The organism is Pseudomonas neuropathica, assembly GCF_015461835.1.
Lineage (GTDB): Bacteria > Pseudomonadota > Gammaproteobacteria > Pseudomonadales > Pseudomonadaceae > Aquipseudomonas > Aquipseudomonas neuropathica.
The window spans coordinates 285,007-311,284 of sequence record NZ_JACOPX010000010.1 but is presented as its reverse complement, the minus strand read 5'-3'; the positions used below and the strand labels follow the sequence as shown (position 1 = coordinate 311,284).

At 60.9% G+C, this 26,278-nt stretch carries 19 protein-coding genes and 1 tRNA gene; 11 read left to right on the top strand and 9 right to left on the bottom strand.

Annotated features, from left to right (window positions below):
- Window positions 1-162: 162 nt before the first annotated feature.
- The gene (locus H8F23_RS17085) at window positions 163-387 is read right to left on the bottom strand and encodes a YgdI/YgdR family lipoprotein (RefSeq protein ID WP_016983368.1); all 225 of its coding nucleotides are present in this window, start codon (window positions 385-387) and stop codon (window positions 163-165) included.
- A gap of 194 nt (window positions 388-581) precedes the next feature.
- Here H8F23_RS17085 and H8F23_RS17080 point away from each other — a divergent pair, with 194 nt between their 5' ends.
- The 4 genes from H8F23_RS17080 to H8F23_RS17065 are packed head-to-tail and all read left to right on the top strand — an operon-like array spanning window position 582 to window position 7,088.
- A complete protein-coding gene (locus H8F23_RS17080; protein ID WP_194935168.1) occupies window positions 582-2,234 on the top strand; it encodes a VRR-NUC domain-containing protein in 1,653 nt (550 codons plus the stop codon).
- Window positions 2,231-4,549: an ATP-dependent DNA helicase gene (locus H8F23_RS17075; protein ID WP_194935167.1), complete on the top strand. Its 2,319-nt coding sequence runs from the start codon at window positions 2,231-2,233 to the stop codon at window positions 4,547-4,549. The genes H8F23_RS17080 and H8F23_RS17075 overlap by 4 nt, the downstream gene beginning before the upstream one ends.
- A gap of 5 nt (window positions 4,550-4,554) precedes the next feature.
- Window positions 4,555-6,495 carry a hybrid sensor histidine kinase/response regulator gene (locus H8F23_RS17070; RefSeq protein WP_194935166.1) on the top strand — a complete coding sequence of 647 codons (1,941 nt, stop codon included), beginning with the start codon at window positions 4,555-4,557 and terminating at the stop codon, window positions 6,493-6,495.
- 56 nt (window positions 6,496-6,551) lie between these two features.
- On the top strand, window positions 6,552-7,088 hold the full coding sequence (locus tag H8F23_RS17065; RefSeq protein WP_016983364.1) for a hypothetical protein: 537 nt from the start codon (window positions 6,552-6,554) through the stop codon (window positions 7,086-7,088).
- 250 nt (window positions 7,089-7,338) lie between these two features.
- On the opposite strand, the gene H8F23_RS17060 is transcribed toward H8F23_RS17065, so the two are convergent.
- The 4 genes from H8F23_RS17060 to H8F23_RS17045 all read right to left on the bottom strand — a co-directional run bounded on the left by H8F23_RS17060 (window position 7,339) and on the right by H8F23_RS17045 (window position 11,534).
- On the bottom strand, window positions 7,339-7,635 hold the full coding sequence (locus H8F23_RS17060) for a hypothetical protein (protein WP_194935165.1): 297 nt from the start codon (window positions 7,633-7,635) through the stop codon (window positions 7,339-7,341).
- Window positions 7,636-7,822: 187 nt separating this feature from the next.
- Window positions 7,823-9,166 (bottom strand): cation:proton antiporter, encoded by a 1,344-nt coding sequence (locus tag H8F23_RS17055; protein WP_095049069.1) that lies wholly within the window; start codon window positions 9,164-9,166, stop codon window positions 7,823-7,825.
- Between the two features lie 160 nt (window positions 9,167-9,326).
- On the bottom strand, window positions 9,327-10,184 hold the full coding sequence (locus tag H8F23_RS17050; RefSeq protein ID WP_194935164.1) for a glucose 1-dehydrogenase: 858 nt from the start codon (window positions 10,182-10,184) through the stop codon (window positions 9,327-9,329).
- 195 nt (window positions 10,185-10,379) lie between these two features.
- Window positions 10,380-11,534, bottom strand: coding sequence for a MalY/PatB family protein (locus H8F23_RS17045; RefSeq protein WP_194935163.1), 1,155 nt, complete (start codon window positions 11,532-11,534; stop codon window positions 10,380-10,382).
- A 300-nt stretch (window positions 11,535-11,834) separates the two neighbouring features.
- Here H8F23_RS17045 and fdnG point away from each other — a divergent pair, with 300 nt between their 5' ends.
- From fdnG to H8F23_RS17010, 7 genes are all read left to right on the top strand, one after another.
- On the top strand, window positions 11,835-14,900 hold the full coding sequence (gene fdnG / locus H8F23_RS17040; protein ID WP_194935162.1) for a formate dehydrogenase-N subunit alpha: 3,066 nt from the start codon (window positions 11,835-11,837) through the stop codon (window positions 14,898-14,900).
- Window positions 14,901-15,836, top strand: a complete 936-nt coding sequence (gene fdxH / locus H8F23_RS17035) for a formate dehydrogenase subunit beta (RefSeq protein ID WP_093431371.1) — start codon at window positions 14,901-14,903, stop codon at window positions 15,834-15,836.
- Entirely contained in the window at window positions 15,833-16,498 is a 666-nt protein-coding gene (locus H8F23_RS17030) for a formate dehydrogenase subunit gamma (protein ID WP_194935161.1), read from the top strand. The genes fdxH and H8F23_RS17030 overlap by 4 nt, the downstream gene beginning before the upstream one ends.
- Window positions 16,499-16,501: 3 nt before the next feature.
- Complete coding sequence (fdhE, locus tag H8F23_RS17025) at window positions 16,502-17,428, top strand: formate dehydrogenase accessory protein FdhE (RefSeq protein WP_194935160.1); 927 nt, start codon at window positions 16,502-16,504, stop codon at window positions 17,426-17,428.
- A gap of 60 nt (window positions 17,429-17,488) precedes the next feature.
- Window positions 17,489-18,892 carry an L-seryl-tRNA(Sec) selenium transferase gene (gene selA, locus H8F23_RS17020; RefSeq protein WP_194935171.1) on the top strand — a complete coding sequence of 468 codons (1,404 nt, stop codon included), beginning with the start codon at window positions 17,489-17,491 and terminating at the stop codon, window positions 18,890-18,892.
- Window positions 18,889-20,805 carry a selenocysteine-specific translation elongation factor gene (selB, locus tag H8F23_RS17015; protein ID WP_194935170.1) on the top strand — a complete coding sequence of 639 codons (1,917 nt, stop codon included), beginning with the start codon at window positions 18,889-18,891 and terminating at the stop codon, window positions 20,803-20,805. Before selA ends, selB begins: the two co-directional genes overlap by 4 nt.
- A 6-nt stretch (window positions 20,806-20,811) precedes the next feature.
- A tRNA-Sec gene (locus H8F23_RS17010) sits at window positions 20,812-20,907 on the top strand.
- Between the two features lie 157 nt (window positions 20,908-21,064).
- On the opposite strand, the gene H8F23_RS17005 is transcribed toward H8F23_RS17010, so the two are convergent.
- The 4 genes from H8F23_RS17005 to H8F23_RS16990 form a co-directional block, all read right to left on the bottom strand.
- Window positions 21,065-21,424 (bottom strand): DUF6124 family protein, encoded by a 360-nt coding sequence (locus H8F23_RS17005; RefSeq protein WP_194935159.1) that lies wholly within the window; start codon window positions 21,422-21,424, stop codon window positions 21,065-21,067.
- A 473-nt stretch (window positions 21,425-21,897) separates the two neighbouring features.
- Window positions 21,898-22,257 (bottom strand): DUF6124 family protein, encoded by a 360-nt coding sequence (locus tag H8F23_RS17000; protein ID WP_194935158.1) that lies wholly within the window; start codon window positions 22,255-22,257, stop codon window positions 21,898-21,900.
- 521 nt (window positions 22,258-22,778) lie between these two features.
- Complete coding sequence (locus tag H8F23_RS16995) at window positions 22,779-24,074, bottom strand: OprD family porin (protein ID WP_194935157.1); 1,296 nt, start codon at window positions 24,072-24,074, stop codon at window positions 22,779-22,781.
- A 333-nt stretch (window positions 24,075-24,407) separates the two neighbouring features.
- Window positions 24,408-26,111 (bottom strand): amidase, encoded by a 1,704-nt coding sequence (locus H8F23_RS16990; protein WP_194935156.1) that lies wholly within the window; start codon window positions 26,109-26,111, stop codon window positions 24,408-24,410.
- Window positions 26,112-26,278: the final 167 nt, after the last annotated feature.

Sequence of the window (26,278 nt, the reverse complement as noted above, 5' to 3'; positions counted from 1 at the left end):
CCACACGTTGTTCGAACGTCCATCAAGCATTGAACATCTTGAGCACCGAAGGCAGAAGCGAACGGAGCAGAAGGCAGCTCAAGGCTGCCTTCTGCTTGAAACAGGTTTTACCGGACACTAGTGACGCAGAGCGTGGGAACGATCGACGACGATCACCGTGGGTCAGTCTTCTTCGCGAACGGTGGCCACTTCATCGGCGCGAACCTTCACCTTGGCCCCGGAAATATCTTCGAACTCATAGAAGCCGTCCTTGGTTTTGGTCTTCGGCATGTCCTTGGTCAGGTACTGGGTGCCGTTCTGCAGGGTGACCACCGTTGGGGTCGAGCAACCGGCCAGTGCCAGAGCGGCGACGACGGCGAAAGGGATGCCCAGTGCTTTGATTTTCATACCCACCTCTAAATCCTCAATCGATGTGATGCCGAGCATTGTCGGCTCTCTAACGCGGTTGGTGCCATCCCCGGAGGAAAAGTTCGATAGCCCGGCGAAAAAATGCCATTGATCATTTTCCGTTTGCGCCGGGCAGGGCACAGCTGGTATCTGTACGCATAACCAGTACTCGCTTGCCATGGCCCAGAATTCCCGTGACTGCCAATCCCCTCGACGACCCGTTCTATTACCTTAACAACTTCCGGCAAGTGCTTGATTGGCTTGAGCTTCGTTATGCCGATGTAATGAGCAAAGCGGAACACGCGTTCATCCGCGACTTCAAGGCCTTGCCGCGCGCGTCGCAGGGTTTACTGGTGCGGATGGTGATGCGCAAGGGTGTGCATTTTCGTGCCGGCAAACTCAATTACGTTGAAATCGGTGACATCGCCGAGGCCGCGCAGCCCTTGCTGGAGCACGGCTGGATCGACGAACACGCGCCGCTGGTCCTCGCCGAGTTGTTCGATGTGTTGCTCAAGGCCGAGATCCTGCAAGCGTTTGCAGCCTTTATCGAGCAACCCAAGGGCCGCAAGGACGATTGGCTGCCGCTCCTCGCCGAGCAGTTTGCAGACGCTCGCAGCCTGCGCGACTGGGCGCCGCTGCTCGATGATCGCTTGTTCAGCCTGACCATCATGGACCTGTGCGATCGCTTGCGGCTGATGTTCTTCGGCAACCTGTATCAGGACTGGTCGGAATTCGTCCTCGCCGACCTTGGCATCTTCACTTATGAAAAAGTCGAATTCTGCGCCGACTCGCGGGGCCTGCGCAGTCGTGAAGACGTCGATGCGTGCCTGTTCCTGCACAACTGTCAATTGCGTTTCGAAGCCGGTGAGCCACTGGACACCATTGTTGCGCAGGTCAGCGCCTTGCACTTCGACAACCCATGGCTGCAACGCCGGCGTGGCAAGGTGCTGTTCCAGATCGGCCAGTATTGCGAGCGCATCAGCGAGTTTGCCCTGGCCCTGAGCATTTACCGCGACTGCGCCTATCCCGGCGCCCGTTTACGCATGATCCGCGTGCTGGAGCGCAGCGGCGAATACTCGTTGGCGCTGGAGCTCGCCACGCTGGCCGAACAGGCGCCGGAAAGCGCTGCCGAGCAGCAAGGCCTGCAACGGATATTGCCAAGGGTGCGGCGCAAACTCGGCGGCCCGCCGCTCAAACGCGTAGCGGCCAGACCGGTCGAGCGGCTGGATCTGCAATTGCCACGCACCGACCCGGCCTTGTCTGTGGAGTTTTACGTGCAGGCGCATCTGCACGATGACGACGGCCCGGTGCATTACGTGGAAAACAGCTTGATCAACTCACTGTTCGGCCTGTTGTGCTGGCCGGCGATTTTCGCGCCGTTGCCCGGGGCATTCTTCCACCCGTTTCAGCGTGGCCCGGTGGACCTGCTCAACGAAGACTTCCAGCAACGCCGCGCCGAACTGTTCCAGGCGTGCCTGAGTGAACTCGACGACGGCCGCTATGCCGAGACCATTCGCCAGCGCTTTGTCGAAAAATGGGGCGTCCAGTCGCCATTTGTATTCTGGGGCGCGGTGAATGAACAATTGCTTGAGCAGGCGTTGGCCTGTCTACCCGCCGAGCACCTTAAGCACTGGTTCAACCGTTTGCTGCTCGACATCAAGGCCAACCGCGCCGGCATGCCCGACCTGATCCAGTTCTGGCCGCAGCACAAAACCTATCGGATGATTGAAGTGAAAGGCCCCGGCGATCGCCTGCAGGACAACCAGCTGCGCTGGCTTGAGTTCTGTCACCAACACCAGATGCCGGTGGCCGTGTGTTATGTGCAATGGGCGGAGCAGAGCGCTTGAGCTACAGCATTGCCGTGCGCGCACTCTGCGAGTTCACCGCCAAGGCCGGCGACCTCGACCTGCGCTTCACCCCATCACCCACGGCGCTGGAAGGCATCGCCGGCCACCGCACTGTGGCCTCGCGGCGCAGCGAAAAGTATCAAAGCGAAGTGGCGCTCGAAGGCGAGTTTCTGCAGTTGAAGGTCAGGGGCAGGGCGGACGGCTACGACCCGGCGCAAACCTGTCTGGAGGAAGTCAAAACCTACCGTGGCGACCTGAGTAAGCAACCGGCCAATCACCGCCAGTTGCACTGGGCGCAGGCGAAGATCTACGGCTGGTTGATGTGCCGCAAGCTCGAACTTGAGCAAATCAATCTGGCGCTGGTGTATTTCGATATCGTCAGCGAGAAGGAAACCTGTCTGGTCGAGGCCTTCAGCGCCGAAACCCTCAAGGCCTTTTTCGAACAGCAATGCACGCTGTTCCTGCAATGGGCCGAACAGGAAATGGCCCATCGCGAGGCGCGCAATCTGGCCGCGCAGCAACTGGCGTTTCCCCATGCCGATTTTCGTCCCGGTCAGCGGCACTTGGCGGAATCAGTGTTCAAGGCCGTCAGCACCGGCCGTTGCCTGATGGCCCAGGCACCGACCGGCATCGGCAAAACCCTCGGCACGCTGTTCCCGATGCTCAAGGCCCTGGCGCCGCAGCAACTGGACAAGGTGTTCTTCCTCACCGCGAAGACACCGGGGCGCAAGCTGGCGCTGGATGCCAGTCAAGTGTTGTTCGATCAGTCACCAGCCTTGCCCTTGCGGGTGCTGGAAATGGTCGCCCGGGACAAGGCCTGCGAACATCCGGACAAAGCGTGTCACGGCGAATCCTGCCCGTTGGCCCAGGGCTTTTATGATCGCCTGCCGGCCGCGCGGGAAGCGGCCAGCCGAATCCGCCTGCTCGATCAAGCCGCCATGCGTGAGGTCGCCGCGCAACACGCGGTGTGCCCGTATTACCTGAGTCAGGAGATGGCCCGTTGGGTAGACGTGGTGATCGCCGACTACAACTATTACTTCGACTTCAGCGCCATGCTGTTCGGTCTGGCCCAGCTCAATCAATGGAAAGTCGCGGTGCTGGCGGACGAGGCGCACAACCTGGTCGAACGCGGCCGGCAGATGTACAGCGCCAGTCTTGATCAGTTCACCCTTGGCAGTGTGCGCAAAACCGCGCCGGCACCGCTGAAAAGCTCCCTGCAACGGATCAACCGTGAATGGAACGCGCTGCATGCGCCGCAACTGGCGGCGTATCAGGCTTACGACAAGGCCCCGGAAAAACTCCTGCAAGCGATCTCGTTGTGTTGCGCGGCCATTGGCGATTACCTCAATGACCATCCGCAGGGCCTCGACAGCGCCTTGCAGAACTTCTATTTCGACCTGCTGCAATTCGCCCGGGTGGCGGAGCTGTACGACGAGCATTACCTGTTCGACATCAGCAAGCGCGACCTCGACCGCAAAAAGCCGCTTTCGCAGTTATGCCTGCGCAACGTGGTGCCGGCCGCGTTCATTGGCCCGCGGCTGAAAGCGGCGCGCAGCAGCGTGCTGTTTTCCGCGACTCTCAGCCCGCGTCACTATTACGCCGATTTGCTTGGCACGCCCGCCGACACCGTGTGGATCGACGTCGAATCGCCGTTTTGCGCCGAGCAGTTGCAGGTGCAGATCGTCAGTCGCATCTCGACACGCTTCAACCATCGTCAGGCCTCGCTGGAGCCGATCGTCGAATTGATCGCGCGGCAGTTCAGCGAGCGTCCGGGCAACTATCTGGCGTTTTTCAGCAGCTTCGATTATCTGCAACAAGTGGCGTCGTTACTCGCTGAGCGTTACCCGCACATCACCCTGTGGCAGCAATCGCGGGGCATGCTCGAAGGGGCGCGGCAGGCCTTTCTCGATCAGTTCACCGCGCACAGCCAGGGCGTCGGCTTTGCCGTATTGGGCGGTGCATTCGGCGAAGGCATCGATTTACCCGGTGCGCGGCTGATCGGCGCGTTCATTGCCACCCTGGGGCTGGCGCAGTTCAATCCGGTCAACGAACAACTCAAACACCGCATGGCCGCCATCTTCGGCGCCGGTTACGACTACACCTACCTGTACCCCGGCGTGCAGAAAGTGGTACAGGCCGCCGGGCGAGTCATCCGCACCCGTGAGGATAGCGGCGTGGTCATGCTGATTGACGATCGCTTTGCCGAGAGCCGGATCAAACAGCTACTGCCGCGCTGGTGGGCAATCAATCATGAGGCGGACGCTTCCCAATTTGCCGGATTACCGCATACTTCTGCTCATGACAATGGCTGGTGAGTGTGATGAGCGAGAAAAACAAGACCGCGACGATCGAAGAGATGCGTTTTCGTCTGTTGATCGATGCGGTGGTCGACTATGCGATCTACATGATCGATCCCGACGGCATCATCACCAGTTGGAACTCCGGCGCCAAACGCTTCAAGGGCTACGAAGAGGCGGAAATTCTCGGCGAACATTTCTCCCGCTTCTATACCGCTGAGGATCGCGCCGCCGGTCTGCCGCAGCGTGCGCTCGACACGGCGATCCGTGAAGGACGTTTCGAAGGCGAGGGCTGGCGGGTGCGCAAGGACGGCACCAATTTCTGGTCGCATGTGGTCATCGATCCGATCATTGATCCCGACGGCAAATTGCTCGGTTTCGCCAAGATCACCCGCGACCTGACCGACCGCAAAATGGCCGAAGAAACCCTCAAGCAAAGCGAGCAGCAGTTCCGCTTGCTGGTGCAGGGCGTCACCGACTACGCCATCTACATGCTCAGCCCCGAAGGCCGGGTCAGCAACTGGAACCAGGGCGCGCAGCGGATCAAAGGCTATCTGCCGGAAGAAATCATCGGTCAGCATTTTTCGCTGTTCTATACCCCCGAGGACCGCGAACTCGGCGAGCCGCAACGGGCGCTGGAAATCGCCACCCGCGAGGGTCGTTTCGAGAACAAGAGCTGGCGCATGCGCAAGGACGGCACGCGGTTTCTCGCTCATGTGGTGGTCGATGCGATTCGTGGTGACACCGGCACATTGCTTGGTTTTGCCAAGATCACCCGCGACATCACCGAGACCCACCAGGCGCAACAGGCGCTGGAGAAAACCCGTGAAGCGCTGTTCCAGGCGCAGAAGATGCAGGCCATCGGTCAGCTCAGCGGTGGCATCGCCCATGATTTCAATAATCTGCTGACGGTGATTCTCGGTAACCTCGAAATTGTGCAAAAGCGCGTGGGCGACGATGCGAAAATCAGCCGCCTGCTGGAAAACGCCACCCAAGGCGCCTTGCGCGGCGTCTCGCTGACCCAGCGCATGCTGGCGTTCGCCCGCCGACAGGAACTGAAGACCGAGTCAGTCGATATTGCGCAATTGGTTCAGGGCATCAGCGGTTTGCTGCGCAGTTCGCTGGGGCCGGGGATCCGTGTCGACACGCGGTTTCCCGACGATCTCGAGCCGGTGCTGGCGGACACCAACCAGTTGGAGCTGGCCCTGCTCAATCTGGCGACCAACGCCCGCGACGCCATGCCCGATGGAGGTACGGTGAGCATCAGCGCTGAACCGCAAGTGGTGCTTGAGCTGGGGCATTCGGACCTGCCTGCGGGGCGTTACGTCTGCCTCAGCGTAATCGACACCGGGGAGGGAATGGATGAGCACACACTGGCGTCGGCCAGAGATCCGTTCTTCACCACCAAAGGCTTGGGCAAGGGCACCGGGCTGGGCTTGTCGATGGTCCACGGCTTCATGGAACAACTCGGTGGCCGTTTCATTCTCAAGAGTGCAAAGGCCCAGGGCACCACGGCAGAACTGTGGATTCCGGTGGCCGGCGAGGGTACCGTCAGCAAGTCGCTGCAGCCACACGCCGAGCCCGTGGTGGTACCAAGACTCAGCGTGCTGGTGGTGGATGACGACTCACTGGTATTGACCAGCACCAGTCTGCTGCTCGAAGACCTCGGCCATCGGGTGGTCAGTGCGACGTCCGGTGCGCGAGCGCTGGCGTTGTTCGATCAGGGCGAGGTCATCGACCTGATGATCACCGACATGGCCATGCCGAAGATGAGCGGCGCGCAACTGGCCCATGCCGTGCGCGTGCTCAAACCGGATCTGCCGATCATCCTGGCCACCGGCTACGCCGAACGTCTGGAAGGCTTTGCCGCGCAACTGCCGCGACTGCCCAAGCCGTTTACGCAGATGAATCTGGTGGCAATCATTGCCCAATCGATGAAACAAGGCGTCGGTCAATCCGTCTGAACTTGCGCGCCAACGGGGACTTCTAAACGTTTTCCCCACCCCGGAGCGTGCATCTTTTGTCTCGCATACTGACTGAGCCCACCGCTGAAGAAACCCTGACCGAACATGACGCCAAGATGTTTGGCTCACCCAAGGAACGGCTGGATTTCTATCGGCGGGAGATCCAGTACGAAACCAGCATCCTCGCCAACCGTACCGACGCTTATCTGGCGGCGCAGTCGTTTCTGGTGATTGCCTTTGCCTCGTGCATGGCCAACCTCAACCCGGAGTGGGGCAAGTTGTTCACGCTGGTGGTGCCACCGTTTCTTGCGCTGCTCGGGCTGCTCAGCTCGCTGAATGCCTGGCCGGGGATTCGCGCGGCGTACGACATCATCGACCACTGGCATTTCAAGCAGAGCCACTTGCTGCACAGCGAACCGCTGATGGGCCTGGCGTATGACGAATCGCCGCTGTTCAGCGAGATGGAGTCGAGCCACAAGGGCTATCGCAAGTCGCTGCTGTTTTCGGTGCGTACGCCGTGGATCTTTGCGACGTTCTGGGTGTTGCTGGGGAGTTATGCGGTGTTTATTCAGGTGACCAATCCGGGGGGATGATTGGTCTTCACGCAAAAGCCCGGCTTATATCGCCGGGCTTTCTCATTCGCTTGAATTTTGTTGTGCTACACAGATCTATCCCCCTCACCCCAGCCCTCTCCCCCAAAGGGGGCGAGGGGGAAGGGAGCAGATCTTCGTGCAGTTCAAAATCTGCGATCGACTCGGTATCTCAGGTCGGCATATCCCGATCATTCACCTCGGTCAGTTCCCTCTCCTGGGGGAGAGGGCTAGGGTGAGGGGCTTTTCTGCATCACTCCACGGTCTCAAGCTCTCGACGCAGCGCCATCGAATTCTGCGACGACATCGGAATCGGCGGGAAGTCTTCGTTCAAGACGCACAAATGGTCGATGGCGTCTTCAAACATCGAATCGGCTTTTTTGCGCAGCGCTCGGTAGTGCTCGAATTGTTCGATGTCCAGATGTTCAACCTCAAGCAGCGCATTGGCCGCTCGATTGAGGGTGTGGGCGTTATCGAACAATTGACGATTGCGTTCCAGAGCCAGTGCTCTGCAAGCCTTGATTTGCGCAGGAGTCGAGCATTCTTTCATGACCGTGACCTTATTCTTCAAGGGTTCCGTTTCATAGGCGTAGCGCCGCAGGGGAACCGAACCTGCCGGGCCCCGCCGGACACATCCGGCGAGGGGTTATGCTTGTGACTGCCGGCCATTAATCAGGGATCCATTTTTTTATAGAAAAAAATTCGATCAATTCCTGGTTAAATCCGCAAATCAAAAATCAGTTTTTTTGTTTTTTGCGCTGTTCGTAACGGGCGAGGATCGGTTGCGTGCTGATGCCGTGGAGCAAGATGCTCAGCGCCACCACCGACAAGGTCAGATCGGTACACAGGCTGGCCACTGTGTCGGTCAGCCCGTGGTTCAAGGCATAAAACAGATAGAACAGGCTGCCGATACCACGAATGCCAAACCAGCCGATCAACAGCCGTTGCCTTCCTTTGAGCAGTGCGCCCCAAGGCATCAACGCGACGCAGGCCGGGCGGATCAGGCAGAACAGCACGCCGCCCACCAGCAATGCCCGCCAGTCCCAGTGCGCTACCAGCACGACGCCGAGCAGGGTCACCAGAAATACTTCCATGGCGCGCTCGACCAGACTGCCGAACGACAGCATGTCGCCCATCATGATCCCGGCGGCGACCTGGCTGCTTTCCAGCCGTTCGGTGTCGCCGTGCACCGCGTGCTGCGGTTCGACGTTCTGATGGCCGACCACCGGTTGCACCAAATGCTCGGCGGGCGGTTGCCCGGCGCCGGTGGATTTGACTTCGACCTGACGCAGGCCCAACCCGGCAGCGAACACCGACAGAAAACCATAGCCGCCAATCGCCTCGGCAACGACATACGCCAGGGCAATCAACGACAACGCCAGATAGTCGTTCGGGCTGAGCGTGCTGTCGTCATTGTGAATACGCAGCGACAGGGTCACGCGGCCGATACCACGGCCCATCCAGTAACCGGTGAGCAGGCCTGCGGGCACCGCCCACAACAAACTGCGCAAGACCCAGCCCTGCCACTCGGCGGCAGAGCCATCACCGTGAATCAACAACAAGCCGAGAATTACAAACGGAAACGCCACCCCGTCATTCAACCCGGCCTCACCCGAAAGGCCGAAACGCACGCTGTCGACATCCCGCGCATCATTGACCTGCACCAGCGCCGCCAGCACCGGGTCGGTGGGCGCCAGCATCGCGCCGATCAACAACGACGGCCCCCACGGCAAGCGCAAGGCAAAATGCAGCAGCAGGCACACCCCGGCGATGGTCAGTACCATTACGGGGCCGGCGAGGCCGAAAGCGATTCGCCAACGCTTGTCGCGCAGCGGCAGGCGCAATTTCAGGCCGCAGACGAACAGAGAGAAGAGCACCGCGACTTCCGTCAGGTGCTCCATCCACAGCGAGGCGTCTTCCAGGGATAGTTTCAGCAGATCGAGGCCACTGGGGCCGATGCCGATACCCAGCAGCAGACAAACCGCCGAGGTGGTCACCGGCATCCAGCGCAGGTATGACGACGTCAGTGCCAGGGTCAGCAGGACTGCGCCGAGTACGGCGACCCACACGATAAAACTCATGATCTGCCGCCCTCAGTGATTAATGACGGCCGCCTGCAGAGACCCTTTCGCTTCTGACGCCGCCCCTGTAGGAGCTGCCGCAGGCTGCGATCCTTTGACCTTGTTTTTAACATCCAAATCAAAAGATCGCAGCCTTCGGCAGCTCCTACAGTGCGTTTACTCACAGCATCGGCTTTCCACCGGTCACGCCATAGCGCTGGCCGGTGATGTAACTGGCTTCGTCCGAGGCCAGCAACACGTAGATCGGCGCCACTTCCACCGGTTGGCCGGGGCGGCCGAGCGGGGTGTTGCCGCCGAAGTTCTGCACTTCTTCATCGGGCATGGTCGAGACGATCAGCGGCGTCCAGATCGGCCCCGGTGCCACACAGTTCACGCGGATTTCCTTTGGCCCGAGCATCTGTGCCAGACCGCCGGTGAAGTTGGCGATCGCGCCTTTGGTGGTGGCGTAGGCGAGCAGGGTGGGTTTGGGCAAATCGGAATTGATCGAACTGGTGTTGATGATCGATGCGCCGGCACGCATGTGTTTGATCGCTGCCTGACACAAGCGGAAGATCGCGGTGATGTTGACGTCGAAAGTCATCACCCATTCATCGTCGGGGATTTCTTCGAAGGTTTCGTGGGTCATCTGGAACGCGGCGTTGTTGACCAGCACATCAATGCGACCGAAGCGTTCCACGGTCTTGTCGACCAAGGCCTGGCAATGGGCCTTTTGCGCGATATCGCCCGGCAACAGCAGGCACTGGCGCCCGGCCTGCTCGACCCAGCGCGCGGTTTCCTGGGCGTCTTCGTGTTCATTCAGATAGGCGACCGCAACGTCGGCGCCTTCACGGGCGAACGCAATGGCCACGGCGCGGCCGATACCGCTGTCGGCACCGGTGATCAGGGCGATCTTGCCGGCCAGTCGCCCGGAGCCGACGTAGCTCTGCTCGCCGCAATCGGGATAGGGCTGCATCTTGCCTTGGGCGCCGGGCACGGTTTGGGCTTGTGCGGGGAAGGGTGGTTTTGGATAGTCGGTCATCGCGGGTCTCCGAGGTCTCAGGGCAGGTATGGGGGGTTGACCCGGTGCGTTTGCCGTGAGTTCGATCGGATTTACACGTGACGCAAATTCCCTGTAGGAGCTGCCGAAGGCTGCGATCTTTTGATTGTGATCTTTTAAAAAGCAAGATCAAAAGATCGCAGCCTTCGGCAGCTCCTACAGGGGGATGTGGTGGTTTCAGGTATTGCGTGTAGTCAGCGCGCGCTCCATCCGGGCGATACCTTCTTCCAGCAATGAACGCGGGCAGCCGAAGTTCAGACGGACGAACTGCTGGTGTTGATCGCCGAAGTCCAGACCGGCGCTGAGGCCAACCTTGCCCTGCTCAAGGAAGAACTGCTGCGGGTTGTCCAGGTCCAGCGCCGAGCAATCCAGCCACGCCAGATAAGTGCCCTGCGGCACATTGATGGTCACGCCCGGCAGGCGGTTGCGCACCGCTTCTACCAGCCAGTCGCGATTGGCTTGCAGGTAGGTTTTCAGCTCGGCCAGCCACGGCCCGCCTTCGCTGTACGCCACGCGGGTGGCTTCCATGCCCAGCGGGTTGACGCTGTCGACCATGCCGCAACGGGCGTGATTGACGCGTTCGCGCAGGGCGGCGTTCTGAATGATCATGAACGAGGTCTTGAGGCCGGCGATGTTGTAGGCCTTGCTCGCCGACATCAGAGTGATGGTGCGCTCGGCGATCTCCGCGCTCAGCGACGCGGTCGGAATGTGCACGCGACCGTCGAAGCACAGCTCGGCGTGGATTTCGTCGGAGATGATCCAGGCGTCCTGCGCCGCGCAGATATCGGCCACGGCTTGCAGCTCGTCACGGCCAAACACCTTGCCGATCGGGTTGTGCGGGTTGCTCAGCAGCAACGCACCGCCACCGTTCAGCGACTCACGCAACACGTCCAACGGCGTCAGGTAAGTGCCGTCAGCCTGGGCGATGAATTCCAGTTCAACCTTGTTCAAGCCCCAATGTCCCGGCGCATGGCGCAGTGGCGGGTAGTTGGGCACTTGCACCACGACGTTCTGTTGCGGCTGCACCAGGGCTTTCAAAGCCATGTTGAAGCCCGACTCGACGCCCGGCAGGAAAATCAGTTCCTGCGGTTTGACCTTCCAGGAAAACTTGTTCCAGAGGTCGGCGACGATGGCGTCACGCAAGTTGTCCTGCGCCACGCTGTAGCCCACCAGCGGATGCAGCAAGCGTTGTTGCAGCGCCTCGATCACCACCGGCGGCGCGGCGAAATCCATATCAGCGACCCACATCGGCAACACATCGGCCGGGTAGCGGCTCCACTTGGTGCTGCCGGTGTTGTGGCGGTCGAATACCTGATCAAAATCGAAAGTCATGCGCGGTCTCGTGAAGGCGGGAATGGTCCTGCGGGCATGATAAACCTACAACCCCTGTAGGAGCTGCCGAAGGCTGCGATCTTTTGATTTTGTTTTTAAAGAGCAACATCAAAAGATCGCAGCCTTCGGCAGCCCCTACACAGATTTGTGTATTGCCCGACAAACGGCCGACGGTCGGTTTTCACACAGATCGTGTGGTCATTGTCTACAGTGAAAAAGTCGGCAGACGTTTGCCGCAACCGTGATTGTCCAGATAAAACCCGGCACCAGTACCGGGTTCCACCTGATCAGGAGTGCACGATGGATCTCAGCCGTCGTCAGTTCTTCAAGGTCGCCGGTATCGGCCTTGCAGGCTCTAGCCTGGGCGCGTTGGGCATGGCCCCGACGCCAGCCTTCGCCGAGCAGGTGCGCCACTTCAAGCTTGCCCACACCCATGAAACCCGCAACACCTGTCCGTATTGCTCGGTCGGGTGCGGCTTGATCATGTACAGCCAGGGCGATGCCGCGAAGAACGTCGCGCAAAGCATCATTCACATTGAGGGCGACGCCGACCACCCGGTCAATCGCGGCACCCTCTGCCCGAAAGGCGCAGGCCTTCTCGACTTCATTCACAGCCCCGGCCGTTTGCTCTACCCGCAAACACGCAAGCCCGGCAGCAGCGAATGGACACGAATCAGTTGGGACGAAGCGCTCGACCGCATCGTCGACCTGATGAAAGCCGACCGCGATGCCAATTTCATCGAGAAGAATGCCAACGGGCAAACGGTGAATCGCTGGCTGAGCACCGGGTTTCTCGCGGCATCGGCGGCGTCCAACGAAGCCGGTTACATCACCCAGAAGGTGATTCGCAGTCTCGGCATGCTGGGGTTCGATAACCAGGCGCGTGTCTGACACGGCCCGACGGTGGCAAGTCTTGCCCCGACGTACGGCCGTGGTGCCATGACCAATACCTGGACCGATATCGCCAACGCGAATCTGATCCTGGTGATGGGCGGCAACGCAGCAGAAGCGCATCCGTGCGGCTTCAAATGGGTGACCGAGGCCAAAGCGCACAACGCTGCGCGGCTGATCGTGGTCGATCCGCGTTTTACCCGGACCGCGTCCGTTGCCGACTATTACGCGCCGATCCGCACCGGCACCGACATCGCCTTCATGGGCGGTTTGATCAATTACCTGCTGACCGAGGACAAGATCCAGCACGAATACGTGCGCAACTACACCGACATGTCATTCATCGTCAGAGCAGGCTACGGCTTCGAAGACGGGATCTTCAGCGGCTACGACGCGGAGAAACGCAGCTACACCGATAAATCCGGCTGGGGTTACGAGATGGGCGACGACGGTTTCGTCAGAGTCGACCCGACGCTGCAAGACCCGCGCTGCGTCTATCAATTGATGAAGCAGCATTACAGCCGCTACACCATCGACCTCGCCAGCCAGATCTGCGGCATGCCGGTCGATGCCATGCAGAAAATCTGGGAAGAGATCGCCACTTGCTCGACCCCGGGCAAGACCATGACGATTCTCTACGCCCTCGGCTGGACGCAGCACTCGATCGGCGCGCAGATCATCCGCAGCGCGGCGATGGTGCAATTGCTGCTGGGCAATGTCGGCATGCCCGGCGGCGGGGTCAACGCCTTGCGCGGTCACTCGAATATTCAGGGCCTGACCGACCTTGGCTTGCTCTCCAATGCGCTGCCGGGCTACCTGACACTTGGCAGCGACACCGAGCAGGATTACGCCCAGTTCATCCACAAACGCACGCAAGTCCCGCTGCGGCCGGGGCAATTGTCCTATTGGCAGAACTACAGCAAATTCCACGTCAGCCTGATGAAGTCGTGGTACGGCGCCAACGCCACTGCCGAGAACAATTGGTGCTACGACCATTTGCCGAAGCTCGACATCCCCAACTACGACGTCCTGAAGATGTTCGACCTGATGAGCCAGGGCAAGGTCAACGGCTACTTCTGTCAGGGCTTCAACCCGATCGCCGCGCTGCCGGACAAGAACCGCGTGATGGGCGCCTTGGCGAAGCTGAAATGGCTGGTGGTGATGGACCCGCTCGCTACTGAAACCTCGGAGTTCTGGCACAGCGTCGGGCCGTACAACGATGTGAAAAGCGCCGAGATCCAGACCGAAGTCATTCGCCTGCCGACCACCTGTTTTGCCGAAGAGGACGGCTCACTGGTCAACAGTAGCCGCTGGCTGCAATGGCACTGGAAAGGCGCCGATGGCCCGGGCGAAGCGCAGACCGACATTCGCATCATGAGCGAACTGTTCCTGCGCCTGCGCAAGCGCTATCAGACCGAGGGCGGCAAATTCCCTGATCCGCTGCTGAAACTGACGTGGCCGTACAAGATCCCCGACGAGCCTTCGCCGGAAGAGCTAGCCAAGGAAATCAACGGCAGCGCCGTGGCGGATTTCACCGATGCCACGGGGGTGGCGGTCAAGGCCGGCTCGCAACTGGCAGGCTTCGGCTTGCTCAAGGATGACGGCAGCACTGCGTCCGGTTGCTGGATCTTCGCCGGCAGCTGGACCGAGGCCGGTAACCAGATGGCCCGCCGCGACAACGCCGATCCGTACGGCATGCATCAGCATCTCGGCTGGGCGTGGGCCTGGCCGGCCAACCGGCGGATTCTCTACAACCGCGCTTCGGCGGACGTCGCGGGCAAACCGTGGGACCCGAAAAAACGTCTGGTGTGGTGGAACGGCAAAGCCTGGGGCGGCACCGACGTGCCGGACTACAAAGCCGATGTGCCGCCAGAAGCCGGGATGAACCCGTTCATCATGAACCCCGAGGGCGTGGCGCGGTTCTTCGCCGTCGACAAGATGAACGAAGGGCCATTCCCCGAGCACTACGAGCCGTTCGAAACGCCGATCGGCATCAACCCGTTGCACCCGCAAAACAAGAAAGCCACCAGCAACCCGGCGGCGCGGATCTTCGATTCGGTCTGGGAAACCCTCGGCGAGGCCAAGGACTTCCCGTACGCCGGCACCAGTTACCGGCTCACCGAGCATTTCCATTTCTGGAGCAAGCATTGCAAGTTGAACGCGATTGCCCAACCCGAGCAGTTCGTCGAAATCGGTGAAGTGCTGGCGAAAGAGAAGGGCATCGCTGCCGGTGATCGCGTACGGGTCAGTTGCAAACGCGGCTTTATCGAAGCGGTGGCGGTGGTGACGAAAAGGATCCGGCCGTTGCAGGTCAACGGCCAGGTCGTGCATCAGATCGGCATCCCGCTGCACTGGGGGTTCACCGGCCTGACGCGTCACGGTTATCTGACCAACACCTTGGTGCCGTTCCTCGGCGATGGCAATACCCAGACCCCGGAATCCAAGTCATTCCTGGTCAACGTGGAGAAACTGTAAATGGCCAGCCAAGACATCATTGCCCGCTCGGCCACTACCACGGTGCCGCCATCGGTGAGGAATCAGGAGGCGGTGGCGAAGCTGATCGACACCACCAAATGCATCGGCTGCAAGGCCTGTCAGGTCGCCTGCTCGGAATGGAACGAGCTGCGCGACGAGGTCGGCCACAACCACGGCACTTACGACAACCCGCAAGACCTGAGCGCGGAAACCTGGACGTTGATGCGTTTCACCGAGCACGAAACCGACGCCGGCAACCTCGAATGGCTGATCCGCAAGGACGGCTGCATGCACTGCGCCGAACCGGGTTGTCTGGCGGCGTGCCCGAGTCCCGGCGCAATCATCAAGCATGCCAACGGCATCGTCGATTTCGATCAGGATCACTGCATCGGTTGCGGTTATTGCATCACCGGTTGCCCGTTCAACATTCCGCGCATTTCGCAAAAGGATCACAAGGCCTACAAGTGCACCTTGTGTTCGGACCGCGTGGCGGTAGGGCTGGAACCGGCCTGTGTGAAAACCTGCCCGACCGGTGCGATCGTGTTCGGCACCAAGGAAGACATGAAGGAACACGCCGCCGAGCGCATCGTCGACCTGAAAAGCCGTGGCTTTGAAAACGCCGGTCTGTATGACCCGGCAGGCGTCGGCGGCACGCACGTGATGTACGTGCTGCACCACGCCGACACGCCGAAAATCTATGCAGGTTTACCGCAAGATCCGGCAATCAGTCCGTTGGTGGGCCTGTGGAAAGGCATCAGCAAACCCTTGGGCCTGTTGGCCATGGGCGCGGCGGTGCTGGCCGGGTTCTTCCATTACGTGCGCATCGGCCCGAATCGCGTCGAAGAGGATGAACATCCGACGCCGCCCGACACCTCGGTACATGTCGTCGATCCGGCGGTGCACACCTTCGATCCACGCGGGGAGGACCGGCCATGAGCAACAAGACGATCCTGCGTTACACCGCCAACCAGCGCACCAATCACTGGCTGGTGGCGATCCTGTTTTTCATGGCCGGACTGTCGGGTCTGGCGTTGTTTCATCCGGCGCTGTTCTGGCTGAGTAACCTGTTCGGCGGTGGGCCGTGGACGCGGATTCTGCATCCGTACATGGGCATCGCGATGTTTGTGTTGTTCCTCGGTCTGGTGTTCCGTTTCTGGCGTTCGAACTTCTTTATCGACAACGACTGGAAGTGGATGCGCCGCATTGACCGAGTGTTGGTCAACGATGAAGAAAGCGTGCCACCGGTAGGCAAATACAACGCCGGGCAGAAGCTGCTGTTCTGGACTTTACTCCTGTGCATGCTGGGTTTGCTGTTCACCGGACTGGTGATCTGGCGTGCCTGGTTCAGTGCGTATTTCGGCATTACTGTGATTCGCTGGGCAATGCTGCTGCATGCGCTGGCCGGGTTCATTCTGGTGTTGAGCATCATCATCCACATCTACGCCGGGCTATGGATCAAGGGCTCGGTGGACGCGATGATGCACGGCTGGGTCAGCCGCGCCTGGGCGAAGAAACACCATGAACTCTGGTATCGCGACATCACCCGCGATGAACGCCAACCGGACGTGCCGGAACGACCGATCACCAAAAAGGGCTGACGTTTGCCAACCATTCTGGAACCTGGGGAAATCGAAGCGGCGGCCAGTTCGCCGCCGTTTCTGCATCTGCCGCCTTCGAACCTGTTTGCGCTGCGGGCTGATCGGCTGGAACAACTGGCCGAGGGGCATGCGCTGGCAGAGTACCTGCGACTGATTGCCGGGCTGTGCCGGGTGCAGCAGCAGGTGTTTGATGATCCGCCGCTGATGGCGCCGCTCGATCAGCAACGGATCGAGGCCTGTCAGCAGCATGGTTTGCCGCCGTTTGCGGCTGACACGTTGGTGCGTGAAGAGGGTTGGCAGGCTTATCTCGATGCTTTGTTGCAGCGCTATGCGCCGGTTGAACAGCCTGCTGTCGTCGACGCGGTGGACACTTTGCGCGCCGCCAGTCCTGGCCAATTGCGCGCGTGGGCTGTGGCGTTGGTCAGCGGTCAATATTCGATGGTGCCGGCGCAGTTGGTGCCGTTTCTCGGCGCGGCGCTGCAAGTGGCCTGGAGTCACTGGCTGCTCAGCGCGGCGAATCTGCAACTCAAACCCGGCGACAGCCTCAGCCAATGCCCGGCGTGCGGTTCTCCAGCGATGGCGGGTGTGATTCGCCATCGCGGCAAGCACAACGGTTTGCGTTATCTGGTGTGTTCGCTGTGTGCCTGCGAATGGCACGTAGTGCGGGTCAAATGCGTGTATTGCGAGTCGAGCAAAGGCCTGGATTATCTGAGCCTTGAGGACGATCGGCATGCTGCCAATCAGGCGCCCTTGCGTGCCGAAGTCTGTCCGGGCTGCAACAGCTATCTGAAACTGGTGTATCTGGAGAACGATGCCGATGCCGAGGCGTTGTCGGCTGACTTGAGCAACCTGCTGCTGGATATGCGCCTGGCGCAGGACGGTTATCAGCGCTTGGCGCCTAATCTGTTACTGGCTCCCGGAGACGAATGACCACAGCGTCTACACTCTTGTTTTTCACTGCGGGGCGCAGTGAACTGTCTTCAGGAGTGGCTGATGTCCCTGCGGTTACCTTCCATTGATGGTGTGTTGCGTCACCCTGCGTGTGGGCCTTTGCTTGAGCGTCACGGGCGTGAATCACTGCTGGCGGGTTTGCGCCAGTTGCTCGATGAACTGCGCCCTGGTGTGTTGAACGGGCAATTGTCAGCCGTCGAAATCAGCCCTGAAGTGCTCGCTGGCCGCGTCAGTGAACGCCTGGTCCAGCAACAGCGCAGCCACGTGCGCCGGGTTTTCAACCTCACCGGCACGGTGCTGCACACCAACCTCGGTCGCGCCTTGCTGCCCGACGAAGCCATCGACGCGGTGCAAATGGCCGCGCGTTATCCGCTCAATCTGGAGTTCGATCTGGCCAGCGGCAAGCGCGGTGATCGCGATGACTTGATCGAAGGCCTGATCCGCGAACTGACCGGCGCCGAAGCCGTCACCGTGGTCAACAACAATGCCGCCGCCGTGCTGCTGACGCTCAACAGTCTGGGCGCGCGCAAGGAAGGCATTATTTCCCGTGGCGAGCTGATCGAAATCGGCGGCGCCTTCCGCATCCCCGACATCATGGCCCGCGCCGGCGTGCGCCTGCATGAGGTCGGCACGACCAATCGTACCCATGCTCGCGACTACGAAGCGGCGATCAGCCCTCGTAGTGGTTTGATCATGCGTGTGCACGCGAGCAACTACAGCATCGAAGGTTTTACTGCGCGGGTGCCGACTGCTGAACTGGCCGAGTTGGCCCATCGGCATGGCTTGCCGTTGCTGGAAGATCTGGGCAGCGGCAGCCTGTTGGATCTGACCCGTTGGGGGCTGCCGGCCGAACCAACGGTGCGTCAGGCGCTGCTCGACGGCGCGGACATCGTCACCTTCAGCGGCGACAAGTTGCTCGGCGGCCCGCAAGCGGGATTGATCGTCGGGCGCAAAGAACTGATTGCGAAGATCAAGAAGAACCCGCTGAAACGTGCGTTGCGCGTGGACAAATTGACCTTGGCGGCGCTGGAGGCGGTGCTGGGTTTGTATCGCGATCCGGATCGATTGGCTGAACGTTTGCCGAGTTTGCGCCTGCTGACCCGCCCGCAAGCTGACATCCTCGCCCAGGCCTTACGTTTGCAGCCGTTGATGGCTGAGTTATTGGGTGAGCGCTGGCAGGTCAGTGCAGTCGAGGCCTTGGGCATGATTGGCAGTGGCAGCCAACCGGTCGCGCGTTTGCCCAGCGCGGCGCTTTGTTGTCGCCCGCAAGTCTCCAAGCGCTTGCGCGGGCGTTGCCTGCTGAATCTGGAAGCGGCGTTGCGCGCTTTGCCGATTCCGGTGCTCGGGCGGATTGACGACGATGCGCTGTGGCTGGATCTGCGTCAGCTCGACGATGAAGCAGCGTGGCTCGGGCAATTGCCGAACCTGCAGGTCGACCCGTGATCGTCGGCACGGCGGGGCACATCGACCACGGCAAGACCTCGCTACTGCAAGCGCTGACCGGACAAACCGGCGACCGCCGCCCGCAGGAGCGCCAACGCGGGATGACCATCGACCTCGGTTATCTCTATGCTGAACTCGAGCCCGGCGCCGGGCTGACCGGGTTTATCGACGTCCCTGGCCACGAGAAATTCACCCACAACATGCTCGCTGGAGCGCAGGGCATCGATCTGGTGCTTCTGGTGGTCGCGGCGGACGACGGCGTGATGCCACAGACCCGCGAGCATCTGGCAATTGTCGAATTGCTCGGCATCCCGCGCGCCGTGGTGGCGATCAGCAAATGCGACCGCGCCGAAGCGGGCAGGGTGGAGGAGGTTCAGCGGCAGTTGCTGGATCTGCTTGAGGCCGGGCCATTTGCCGAAGCGCCGATCGTGCTTGTGTCGAGCGTGACCGGGCAGGGCGTTGATGAACTGCGCGAGACGTTATTGCAGACGCAATGTGAAGTACTGGAGCGCAGTCGCGAAGGTGGATTTCGCCTGGCCATCGACCGCGCGTTCAGCGTCGCCGGCGCAGGGATTGTGGTTACCGGCACGGCATTGTCGGGCGCGGTGGTTGTCGGCGACAAACTCAGCCTCGGGCCTTCGGGCAAATCGGTGCGGGTACGCGGCCTGCACGCGCAGAATCAGCCCGCCGAACACGCCTTCGCCGGCCAGCGGGTGGCGTTGAACCTGAGCGGTGAACGCCTCGAACTGGCGCAAATCCATCGCGGCCAGTGGCTGCTGAGCGAATGGCTGCACGCGCCGACGCAACGGGTCGACATTGACTTTCAACTGCTGCCCGGCGAACGCACCTTTGAACACTTTCACCCGGTGCACGTGCACCTCGGCACGCAGGATGTCATCGCCCGGGTGGCCTTGCTCGAAGGTCCGCGCTTGAGTCCCGGCGAACGCATGTTCGCGCAACTGCTGATCAATGCGCCGGTGCACGCGGTGAAGGGCGATCGCCTGATCCTGCGCGACCAGAGCGCGCAACGCACCTTGGGCGGCGGCCAGGTCCTCGACCCGTTCGCCCCGGCGCGACAACGTCGTAGCCCGGAACGTCTGGAGCAATTGCGCGCCTTGGTCTCGGGCGACGAGTTCGAACAGGTCTTGCCCGTGCTGCTCAACTACAGCGCTGGCGGCCTCGACCCGCTGCGCCTGGAACGTCAGTTCAATCGCCCGCGATCAACCTGGGCGTTACCTGAAAACGTCCGCCTGATCGACACCCGCCAGGACCCGGTACTGTTCAACGTGCAGCGCTGGGCGCAACTGAAGTTCACCCTGCTTGAACAACTCGCGCAGTTCCATGAACTGGAACCCGACCAGATGGGCCCCGATCGCGATCGCTTGCGGCGCTTCAGTGGATTGGCGCTGGAGCGTTCGACGTTTGTCAGTTTGCTGGATGAATTGCTCGCGGACGGTTCGATCCAGGCAAGTGGGCCGTGGCTGCACCTGCCGGATCATCAGGTGCGCTTGAATGCCGAGGATGAAAGTCTCTGGCTAGGGCTGCAGCCGTTGTTTGAACAGGCCGGATTCGACCCGCCGTGGGTGCGTGATGTGGCCAAATTGCTGGGGCAAGACGATGCCGCTGTGCGCCTGCTGCTACGCAAACTGGCGCGGCTCGGGCTGATGCATCAAGTCGTGCGCGACCTGTTTTTAAGTGACGTGCAACTGCGCCAAATGGCCGACGTGCTGCTCAAACTGGCCAAGGAAAATCCGCAGATCCAAGTGACAAGCTTCCGCGATGCGCTAGGCTTGGGACGCAAACGCTGTATTCAGTACCTCGAATATTTCGACCGCGTCGGCCTGACCCGACGCCTCGGCGAATCCCGCCAGATCCGCCCCGACAACGCGCTGGCCAACGCCTGCGCACAATGAGTTCAAGGAAGGCAATCGCGCCCGGTGGCGCGGCCGGGCTTCAAACCCGGTTGGGGACGGCATCCGTTCCCGGGCAGGTTCGACTCCGGCTGCCTTCCGCCAGTTTCCAGAAAGCCAAAGAACGGCTGCCGTAGATTGATCGTTCCCACGCTCCGCGTGGGAATGCAGCCCGGGACGCTCTGCGTCCCATCCAGAGCCGAACGCGGAGCGTCCGTTCAGGCATTCCCACGCAGAGCGTGGGAACGATCATTGAGGCCCGCTACTGCGGCAATTCCAGATTATCCATCACCCGATTCACCGCCAGTTCGCCGAGCATGATCAGCTGCGCGATCCCCAAAAGCGTCCTGCGCTGCGACGCGGGTATGAGGTGGGCGAAGTCATGGGCAATGGTCCTGGCTGAAGCGAGGGTTTCGCTGGCATCGGCCAGCAACTCCTCGTTTTTGAAATCTGCGTTAACGGCGTACATCCGTCGGGTTCTGCGTGGCGGTGGCGTGGAGCCGGGTGGGCAGAGGTAGTGATCGAGGGCGCGTTCGGCGGCGTCGTTGAGTTTTTTTGAATCGAGGGATTCGTAGGGGGACGCGAGGTCTGTTTCGGGTGGGTTGGGTGTTGGTTTGATCATGGGTAAAGCTCCTTGAGATTTGGAGCCGTCATCCATCGCTGCTAAACGGATAGGGTGGCGGCTGTACGCGGGTTAGCAGACCAGGCTCAAGGATCCCGGCGCACCGAAGTGCCCCACGCAAAGCCGCCATAACGTAATGGCGAAACTCGCGTGCCTTGAAATTAGCCGAGCTGCTAAACCCGATCGCTGATTCGTCAGCGACCGCACCACAATAGAACCCGCCCCCAAGGCGCACAAGCCGGCGGATTCTGGCGTAGCTGTAGGCAATGGCGCAAGGATATGTAGCCTTGAAGGCGTGTCTGAAGGTGTCTTTTAAACGCCTGAGTTTAAAAGCCGATTTGCGCTGACCTCACTGGCCCCTTCGTGAGCAAGCTCACTCCCACACCTGGAATGCGTTTCCCTGTGGGAGTGGGCTTGCCCGCGAAGACGTCAGCCGTTGCACCGACTCATTCAGGGCTTGTCACAGCGCCGTGCTACTGGGGTAACTCCAGATTATCCATCACCCGATTCACCGCGAGTTCGCCGAGCATGATCAATTGCGCGATCCCCAAAAGCGTCCTGCGCTGCGACGCGGGGATGAGATGGGCGAAGTCATGGGCGATGGTTCTGGCGGAGGCGAGTGTTTCGCTGGCGTCGGCCAGCAACTCCTCGTTTTTGAAATCTGCGTTAACGGCGTACATCCGGCGGGTTTTACGTGGCGGTGGGGTGGAGCCGGGTGGGCAGAGGTAGTGATCGAGGGCGCGTTCGGCGGCGTCGTTGAGTTTTTTTGAATCGAGGGATTCGTAGGGGGACGCGAGGTCTGTTTCGGGTGGGTTGGGTGTTGGTTTGATCATGGGTAAAGCTCCTTGATTGCTGGAGCCGCCACATTTCGCTGCGAAACGAAGAGAGGTGGCAGCTGTACGCAGGTTCGCAGACCGGGAATCAAGGCACCCGGCATACCCGAAGGTATCCCGCGCACAGCCGCCATGAAGCAACATTGCCTTTAGTTGATGGCAATGAACTGGAGCGCTGTGCGCCTTGATTGATCCGGGCTGCGAAACCCGATCGCTGATTCGTCAGCGACCGACCCACAATAGAACCCGCCCCCAAGACGCACAAGCCGGCGGATTCTGGCGTAGCTGTAGGCAATGGCGCAAGGATGTGTAGCCTTGAAGGCGTGTCTGAAGGTGTCTTTTAAACGCCGGAGTTTAAAAGGCAGAAGATCGGGCGACTGGCTGGGTGCAACCGTGGTCTGTCCCTGTTACGAACCCGCGATAACGGTGTATCAGTCAGCATGAATGTTGCTGGAAAGGCGCTATCGCGAGCAGGCTCACTCCTACAGGGGATAGTGTTTCAATTCGGGATGGGCGGTGGGTTAGAAACCCAACGGGTACTGGATCACCACGTAGATCCGGTCAATGTCATCGCCGGCCTGCGCTTCATTGGCTCGATGTGAAACATGCGACACCTGCATCGACAAATCCTTCGCCGCGCCCGATTGCACGACGTACTTCAAATCAATATCGCGCTCCCAGTGCTTGCCACCATCGCCTTGCTGTGGCTGATAACTGCCGCTGTCAGGATCGAGCGGGTTGTAGGCGCCACCCTTGGGCGCATGGGTGCCGTCGATGTGGCTACCGGAGACGTAGCGGGTCATGAAGCTCAGGCCGGGAATGCCCAAGGCGCCGAGGTCGAGGTCGTAGCGCGCTTGCCAGGAGCGTTCGTTGGCGCCGTTGAAATCGGCGTATTTGATCGAGTTGGCGAGGTAGATCGAGTCGCCGCCGACGAAATCGAACGGCGTGTCGCCATTGATCCGTTGCCAGCCGAGCATTACCGCGTGGGGGCCGAAGGCGTATTTGCCGGACAGGCTGAGCGCGGTGTTGTCGATGGCGCCGGCCAGCGCCCGGCCTGTGTCGCGGGTGTGGTAGAGGTTGGCGTCGAGTAGCACGCCGGACTGCTTGAAGTGCAGATTGCCGTAGTACTGATGCCAGGTGTCGCTCAGATCGGAGGCATACAGCGCGCCGCCCACTGGGCTGTCGGTGAACAGGTCGGCGCCGACGAAACTGATCCCGCCGGCCTCGGTATTGGCGCCATAGCCATAGAAATCGCCTTTGCCCGATGAGCTGTCCTGATTCTTGAACGCGGTGAAATGCCCGGCCACCAGATTGATGTGGTCGAGCTCGGCGCTGTTGAGCAGGAAGCCTGTGGCGTACTCCGGTTGCAGGCGTTTGTCTGAGGTGTCGAACACCGGGGTTTCCACGGTCATTTCACCGAAGGCGAGGGTGGTGCGCGAGGCTTTCAACTTGAGCGCGCCGCCGGCGCTGGAGTAATCGTTTTCGCTGCGGCCATCGCTGTCGACCGGCAGCAAACCGGTGCCGGAATGGCCCTTGCCGCCGTCCAGTTTCAGTCCGGCGAAGGCGTGGGCATCGATGCCGAAGCCGACTGTGCCGGCGGTGAAACCGGATGAGAAGGTGCCGATAAAGCCTTGAGCCCATTCCTGTTTGTAGTTTTTGCCAGACGGTGAGGGGGAGCGGTAGTCGTTGCTCAAGTAGAAGTTACGGGTGAGCACTTCGCTTTTGGCATCGTCGAAAAAACCGCTGGCATTGGCGGTGGTGGTCAGACCGCAGAGCAGTGCGAGGAGGGTGAGACGCGAAGGGGCGCGGTCGATCATGGTCGGTGGCCAGCGGCAATTAAGATGCCTGGGATGATCGAGGAACTGCAGGGCAGGGGATTGAGCGGATGTGCTCAATGAACGGCATTACACAACCCCCTGTAGGAGTGAGCCTGCTCGCGATAGCGGTGTGTCAGTCTCGATAAATTTAACTGACAGACCGCTATCGCGAGCAGGCTCACTCCTACAGGGTTTTGGGTTGAATGAGGGTTTTGTGGCGGGAGCGGAAATCTGTGGGAGCTGGCTTGCCAGCGATAGCGATGTGTCAGCCAAGTTTACCCAAGCTGACACATCGCCATCGCGAGCAGGCTCGCTCCTACAGTTTTAAGCGCGTTACGAAAGCGGCGGTGTGCGTGGCGGGATCTGGCGTTTGCTGCCGGTCGATTCAAACGCGGCGGCGAAACGCAGCAGGTTCGAGTCGTCGTAGGCGCGGCCAGCGAAGGTCAGGCCGACCGGCATGCCAATGTCGGCCATCACACCCATCGGCACGGTGACGGTCGGCACGCCGAGGTGACGGATCGCCAGGTTGCCGTTGGCCACCCAGATGCCGTTGCTCCAGGCGATGTCGGCCGACTCCGGGTTGACGTCCGCGTCCGCCGGGCCGACGTCGGCAACAGTCGGGAACAGCACGGCATCGAGGCCCAGCGTGTCCATCCAGTCTTCGAGGTCGATGCGTCGGGTTTGCTCCAGGCCGCGCAGGCCGTCAGGCACGGTGCTGATTTCATTCCACGGGGTGATGCCGCGCTCGGCCATGCGCACGTACTCATCCATGCCGGCAGCCAGATCGCCTTCACGGTTGGGCAGGGTGCCCGGGTCGTGCGGGAAGATTTTCGGCCCGTCGACGTCGACCAGACAATTGAGTTTCGGATCACCGTTGGCTTGCAGGAAGTCGTCGAACGCCCACGCGGTCAGGTCCCACAGCTCATGGTGAAGGAACTCTTTCGAGACCAGCCCCCGAGTGAACACGGTTGGCGCGCCGGGGCGATCGCCTTCGCAGTTGGAGACCAGCGGGAAGTCGGTTTCGATGACTTCGGCACCGGCCGCTTCGAGGGCCTGACGCGCCTGCTTCCACAAGTCGATCACCGAGGCGCGGGTGTTGATGCGCTGGCCGGTCGGGCCTCCGATGCCCGGGGCTTCGCTGGTGCCAGCCTCAGGGTCGGCATTGATGAACATACGCGGCACGGCGAAACGCTTGCCGGCCAGCGCTTTGGCATCGGCCGCCAGATCGCCGTAAGCGGCGGGGCGCACTTCGCTGACGCTCGGGATCGGCACCCACGGTTGCAGGCGCCACAGATCGCCACGGGTGTCTGGGTCTTCGGCGACGACGATGTCGAGGACTTCGAGCAGGTCGGCCATGGTCCGCGCATAAGGCACGACCACGTCCATGGTCGGGGTCAACGGCCAGTTGCCGCGCACCGAGATCACCCCGCGTGACGGCGTGTAAGCGCACAAACCATTGTTCGACGCCGGGCCACGCCCGCTCGACCAGGTTTCTTCAGCCAGACCAAACGCGGCGAAACTCGCGGCGGTCGCGGTGCCGGCACCGTTCGACGAACCAGACGCAAACGGCGCGGTGAGGTAATTGGCGTTGTAAGGACTTTCGGCGCGACCGTAGACGCCACGTTGCATGCCGCCATTGGCCATCGGCGGCATGTTGGTCTTGCCCAGGCAAATCGCCCCGGCCGCGCGCAGGCGTTCGATGGTGAAGGCATCGCGATAAGCCACCAGATCGGCGAAGGCCGGGCTACCGGACGCAGCGGTCAGCCCTTTGACCAGATAACTGTCCTTGGCGGTGTAAGGAATGCCGTCGAGCGGGCCGAGAGTTTTGCCTTCGGCACGACGGGCATCGGACGCCCGCGCTTCGTTCAACGCTTCAGGGTTACGCACGACCACGGCATTCAGCGCCGTTGGGGTGTCGGCGCCATCGTAGGCATCGATGCGTGCGAGATATGCCTGCACCAGTTCGACTGCGGTGGTCTGGCCGGACTCGAGCGCGGCGCGCAGTTGGGCAATGGAAACTTCGGTGACTTCGATCATGCGGTCACCGCTGTTTGAATTTGGGTGTTTTTCTTGGAAGAGGTGTTCATAGCGGTTCTCGTTGCACGGCTTTACGCGACAAGGTTAAGACTGGCGCCTATTTAACACCAAGCGGCGTGCGGAGTAATCGACGGGATTGAATCTTGGCTGTTTTCAGCCCGACTGAC

Excerpts from the sequence above, each read along its gene's own strand:
- H8F23_RS17060 (WP_194935165.1), bottom strand. The coding sequence starts at position 7,635 with ATGAAAGAATGCTCGACTCCTGCGCAAATCAAGGCTTGCAGAGCACTG.
- H8F23_RS17055 (WP_095049069.1), bottom strand. The coding sequence starts at position 9,166 with ATGAGTTTTATCGTGTGGGTCGCCGTACTCGGCGCAGTCCTGCTGACC.
- H8F23_RS17030 (WP_194935161.1), top strand. The coding sequence starts at position 15,833 with ATGAGCAACAAGACGATCCTGCGTTACACCGCCAACCAGCGCACCAAT.
- H8F23_RS16990 (WP_194935156.1), bottom strand. The coding sequence starts at position 26,111 with ATGATCGAAGTCACCGAAGTTTCCATTGCCCAACTGCGCGCCGCGCTC.
- H8F23_RS17085 (WP_016983368.1), bottom strand. The coding sequence starts at position 387 with ATGAAAATCAAAGCACTGGGCATCCCTTTCGCCGTCGTCGCCGCTCTG.
- H8F23_RS17070 (WP_194935166.1), top strand. The coding sequence starts at position 4,555 with ATGAGCGAGAAAAACAAGACCGCGACGATCGAAGAGATGCGTTTTCGT.
- H8F23_RS16995 (WP_194935157.1), bottom strand. The coding sequence starts at position 24,074 with ATGATCGACCGCGCCCCTTCGCGTCTCACCCTCCTCGCACTGCTCTGC.
- H8F23_RS17050 (WP_194935164.1), bottom strand. The coding sequence starts at position 10,184 with ATGACCGACTATCCAAAACCACCCTTCCCCGCACAAGCCCAAACCGTG.
- H8F23_RS17005 (WP_194935159.1), bottom strand. The coding sequence starts at position 21,424 with ATGATCAAACCAACACCCAACCCACCCGAAACAGACCTCGCGTCCCCC.
- fdxH (WP_093431371.1), top strand. The coding sequence starts at position 14,901 with ATGGCCAGCCAAGACATCATTGCCCGCTCGGCCACTACCACGGTGCCG.
- H8F23_RS17000 (WP_194935158.1), bottom strand. The coding sequence starts at position 22,257 with ATGATCAAACCAACACCCAACCCACCCGAAACAGACCTCGCGTCCCCC.
- H8F23_RS17045 (WP_194935163.1), bottom strand. The coding sequence starts at position 11,534 with ATGACTTTCGATTTTGATCAGGTATTCGACCGCCACAACACCGGCAGC.